The following is a 4,760-nucleotide window of genomic DNA, read 5'->3' on the forward strand; positions in this document are numbered from 1 at the left end:
GTCGTCCATGTCCTGGCCGTACAGGTTCATGCCGGCTTCGAGGCGCAGCGTGTCGCGGGCGCCGAGGCCGGCCGGGCGCACGCCTTGCGCGGCGAGCGCATGCCATAGCGCTTCGACGTGGGCGGCCGGCACGATGATCTCGAAGCCGTCTTCGCCGGTGTAGCCGGTGCGCGCGACGGTCAGCTCGCCGAACGGCGTGCCTTCGACGCGCGCGGCGTTGAACGGCTTCAGCGGTTCGGTGGCGGCGCGGGCGGCCGGCACGGCTTGCCAGACTTTTTCGCGCGCGTTCGGCCCTTGCACGGCGATGATCGCGAGATCGCGGCGCGGCGTGATCGTGAGACCGTAGCCGCCTTCGGCATTGAGCTGCCCGAACCACGCGATGTCTTTATCGGCGGTCCCGGCGTTGACGACCAGACGGAAGTGATCTTCCGCGAAGTAATAGACGATCAGATCGTCGATCACACCGCCGTTCGGGTTCAGCATGCACGAGTAGAGCGCGCGGCCCGGCGTTTGCAGTTTCGCGACATTGTTCGCGAGCGCGAATTCGAAGAACGCGCGCACGCGCTCGCCGGTGAAATCGACCGCGCACATGTGCGACACGTCGAACATACCGGCGTCGGTGCGCACCGCGCGATGTTCGTCGATCTGCGAGCCGTAATTGACGGGCATGTCCCAGCCGCCGAAGTCGACCATGCGGGCGTTGAGCGCGCGGTGAGTGGCGTTGAGCGGGGTGTGTTTGAGTTCGGTCATGGGGCCTCGGGCATCTCGCGAAACAAAAAAGGCCATGCGGCTCTACGTCTCGCGGCGATGTGCGTGCGAGCGTGGTGCTACATGACCCCTCTGTCCTCGATACCTGAGAGATTGCGCTGCCGTGACCTGCTCGATGAGCTTCGATTCGTCACGGTGACGCGCGCCCCTTCGGTGGGCAGCCTGCCTGCTCTGCACGACGTGCAACGCGGATGGCTACTGCCGCTCTCCAGAGTGCGAAAAAGCCGGCACAAGGCGGGTTTCTTCGACGCGTTCGGTCCTTTTGCCTGAGAGTTTGCGGGTGTGCCCCTTCGGCGGTGCGGCCTGCGAGTTTCATGCGGCCAGCACGCTCTCCCGACGCGTGCGGCGAATTTACGCGACGGGCAGGGGCTTGTCAAATAAAGGCCCGCGCGGCTTCTGGTGGCGAACGCGGTGATGCGGTCGCGACCAAAAAGAAAGCGCGGGAAGTGATCCCCGCGCTTTTTGTGCCACTGTTTTCAGGCCGCTGCTGTTACGTCGCTGCTGTTGCGTCACAGCTTGTATGGTGCTTCGCGCAGTTCTTGTCGATCGCGCTGCAACGGACGGCTGCGAACGTTTGCGGCGCGAGTTGTTCGGCGGGAGGTAAGCGGCTCGATGGCTCGCTCATCGGCCGCGCGTGCTCAGCCGATTACTCACCGATCGCGTGCGCCGCGCCGTCGAGTTCCTCGTTCAGTACGCGCTGCTCTTCGGCGGAGAGCCCGCCGGCGTGTCGCGCGGCCATGTCGTGCGCTTCCTCGCGAATCGTCTCCAGCCGGTGATGCAGCGCGGCACCCTGCGGCGGCGGGTAATAACCCTGATTCACGCGGTTGTCGATGCGGCGCGCGAGATTGTCGATGCGGCCGTTGACCTGGTGCAGACGCTGGTCCGCGATCTGCTGCGGGCTTGGACTCGGACGCTGGGCCGGCGGGGGCGTCACCACGCAGGCGGCGACAGAAGTGAGCAGCGCGCATGCGGCGAGGGCACGGATGATACGAGGCATGGATTCTCCGGAAGTCGTTGTTTTGAGCGGGGGGCCCCCGTTAGCAACGGTTGATGACGACCGGCCGCCGACCCGGCGGCGCGCAAATTTGTAACGTTATGTTCCTTGCGGGAATGTCAGCTAGGCCCGAACGGAGGCCTCGGCCGCGCATCGAGCGGGCCGGTTTTGGTACACAAAGCAGTGCGGCGTGATGCCGGGCGAGCCCGGCGCGGGCTCAGCGAATGCGCTCGAACGGTAACCTCATGCCCTGTTCCGAGCTGCGCGCGGCGAGTTCGATGATCGTCATCACGTCGACCGCGTCCTGCGTGCTGACCGGAAACGGTGCGCGGTTCTCGATCGAATCGGCCAACGCGATATAGAAGCCCGCGTACTCGCCGTTCCGGGTCGGCCATTCGCGCTCGACCTCCTGATCGCCGTCGATCACGCGCAACACGCCGGCCGCATTGCCGGCGCCGAAGCCTTCGTTGCCGGGACGCAGCCCCGCTTTCAGCTGATCTTCCTGCGTGTCGAGCCCGTATTTGACGTAGCTGCCGCGCGTGCCGTGAATCGCGAAACGCGGGCCGGGGATGGCCGTCAGCGCGCTCGCGTGCAGCACGGCTTCGAACTCGCCGTAGCCGAGCTGGATATGCGCGTAGTCGGGCGCGTTCGCGTCGTCGCGATGCGCGCGCACCGTCGCCGACACGGTTTGCGGTGCGCCGAACAGCGCGAGCGCCTGGTCGATCAGATGCGGGCCGAGGTCGAACAGCAGTCCGCCGCCGCGCGTCACGTCTTCGCGCCAGCGCTGGCGCACGCCCGGCCGGAAGCGGTCGAAATGCGATTCGTACTGCGTGACGCGCCCCAGCTCGACGCGGGCGAGCAGATCGCGCACCGTCAGAAAATCGCCGTCCCAGCGACGGTTGTGAAACGGGGCGAACAGCTTGCCGCGCGCGAGCGCGATGTTGGCGAGCGTGTGGGAGTCGGCGGCGGTTAGCGTGACCGGCTTGTCGACGACCACGTGCTTGCCCGCTTCGAGCGTGCGGCGTGCGAGGTCGAAGTGGGTGTCGTTGGGCGTGGCGATCACGATGCAGTCGATCTCATCGAGCGCGAGCAGCGCGTCCAGATCGGCGACGATTTTCGCGTGCGGATAGTCGGCCCGCGCGCGCTCGGTCTGCCCCGTCGCGATCGCGGCGACGCTCGCGCGCCCGCAATGTTCGATCACCGGTGCATGAAACGTCGCGCCGGCGAAACCGTAGCCCATCAATCCAATCTTCAGCGATGCGGACATGCGTGTCTTCCTGCAAAAACGGTGCGCCGCCTTGCCACCGCGGCGGCGGCGCGCAATTTCATTATTGTGGCATTTGTGGGAGGACGCGGGGCGCCGCCGCGCATCGGAAGGCAGCCGTGTTAACATCGCTGCTCTCGCGCGGCTCGCCCCACGCAGGACCTTAGTCCCAGCACGGCGCGCGCCACGCAGCATGCCCCCGGGCCTTCGGCCGGCGCCTCCCGCCAGTGCGATTCGACAGCCCTCAACCGTACCCATCCACAGACGATGTCCGCAGGCCTGAACCCCGCTCAAAGTGAAGCGGTCCGTTATCTCGACGGTCCGTGTCTCGTGCTCGCCGGCGCGGGCAGCGGCAAGACGCGCGTGATCACGCAGAAAATCGCGCACCTGATCGAAGCCAAGGGCTTCGAGCCGCGCCACATCGCCGCCGTCACTTTCACGAACAAGGCCGCCGCGGAAATGCGCGAGCGCGTCGGCAAACTGCTCGAAGGCAAGACGCTGACCGCGCCGGGCAAGGAAGGCCGCAAGGTGCCGGTGAACCAGCTGACGGTCTGCACGTTCCACTCGCTCGGCGTGCAGATTCTGCGCCAGGAAGCGGAGCAGGTCGGCCTGAAGCCGCAGTTCTCGATCATGGATTCCGACGACTGCTTCGGCATGATCCAGGAGCAGGTCGGCTCGACGGACAAGGGCTTTATCCGCAAGGTCCAGTCGATCATCTCGCTGTGGAAAAACGGTCTGATCATGCCCGAGCAGGCGATTGCGATCGCATCGACCGAAGACGAACACCAGGCCGCGATCGTCTATCGCAATTATGTGGCGACGCTGCACGCCTATCAGGCGGTCGATTTCGACGACCTGATCCGCCTGCCCGCCGAACTGTTCGCGAGCAACGAGCAGGTGCGCGACCGCTGGCAGAACAAGCTGCGCTATCTGCTGATCGACGAATATCAAGATACCAACGCGTGCCAGTACGAGCTCGTCAAGCTGCTGGCCGGCAAACGCGCGGCATTCACGGCGGTCGGCGACGACGATCAGGCGATCTACGGCTGGCGCGGCGCGACGCTGGAAAACCTCGGCCAGCTCGGCAAGGATTTTCCGAACCTGCATCTGATCAAGCTCGAACAGAATTACCGCTCGACGGTGCGGATCCTGACCGCCGCGAACAACGTGATCGCGAACAATCCGAAGCTGTTCGAGAAGAAGCTGTGGTCCGAACACGGGATGGGCGACACGATCACCGTGACGGGTTGCAACGACGAGGAGCACGAGGCCGAGTCGGTGGTGTTTCGGCTGTCCGCGCACAAGTTCGAGCGGCGCGCGAACTTCCGCGACTACGCGATCCTGTATCGCGGCAACTTCCAGGCGCGCATCTTCGAACAGGTGCTGCGTCGGGAGCGGATTCCGTACGTGCTGTCGGGCGGCCAGTCGTTCTTCGACAAGGCCGAGATCAAGGACATCTGCGCGTACCTGCGCCTGATCGCCAACGCGAACGACGACCCTGCATTCATTCGCGCAATCACCACGCCGCGCCGCGGGGTCGGCAATACGACACTCGAAGCGCTAGGCGCATTCGCGGGGCAGGCGAAGGTGTCGCTGTTCGAGGCGGTGTATATGGGCGGCATCGAAGCGCGTCTGTCGCCACGCCAGATCGAGCCGATGCGTACGTTCTGCGACTTCATGCAACGCCTCACCGATCGCGCGGAAAAGGACGCGGCCGGCACGCTGCTCGACGAG

At 65.4% G+C, this 4,760-nt stretch carries 4 protein-coding genes and 2 riboswitches; of the genes, 1 reads left to right on the forward strand and 3 read right to left on the reverse strand.

Annotation, left to right across the window (positions count from 1 at the left end; all coding sequences use genetic code 11):
• From gcvT to VGH68_RS03645, 3 genes are all read right to left on the reverse strand, one after another.
• Window positions 1-750, reverse strand: a 750-nt coding sequence (gene gcvT, locus VGH68_RS03635) for a glycine cleavage system aminomethyltransferase GcvT (protein ID WP_331602139.1), incomplete at its 3' end; no start/stop codon positions are given.
• An 80-nt stretch (window positions 751-830) separates the two neighbouring features.
• Window positions 831-990: riboswitch (glycine riboswitch) on the reverse strand.
• A gap of 22 nt (window positions 991-1,012) precedes the next feature.
• Window positions 1,013-1,113, reverse strand: a riboswitch (glycine riboswitch).
• 301 nt (window positions 1,114-1,414) lie between these two features.
• On the reverse strand, window positions 1,415-1,765 hold the full coding sequence (locus tag VGH68_RS03640) for a hypothetical protein (protein WP_331602140.1): 351 nt from the start codon (window positions 1,763-1,765) through the stop codon (window positions 1,415-1,417).
• A gap of 214 nt (window positions 1,766-1,979) precedes the next feature.
• Window positions 1,980-3,029, reverse strand: a complete 1,050-nt coding sequence (locus VGH68_RS03645) for an oxidoreductase (RefSeq protein ID WP_331602141.1) — start codon at window positions 3,027-3,029, stop codon at window positions 1,980-1,982.
• A 264-nt stretch (window positions 3,030-3,293) separates the two neighbouring features.
• Between VGH68_RS03645 and VGH68_RS03650 the strand changes: the two genes are divergently transcribed.
• The coding region (locus VGH68_RS03650) for a UvrD-helicase domain-containing protein (protein ID WP_331602142.1) at window positions 3,294-4,760 on the forward strand (1,467 nt) is incomplete at its 3' end.

It is taken from the genome of Paraburkholderia sp., assembly GCF_036488505.1.
Lineage (GTDB): Bacteria > Pseudomonadota > Gammaproteobacteria > Burkholderiales > Burkholderiaceae > Paraburkholderia.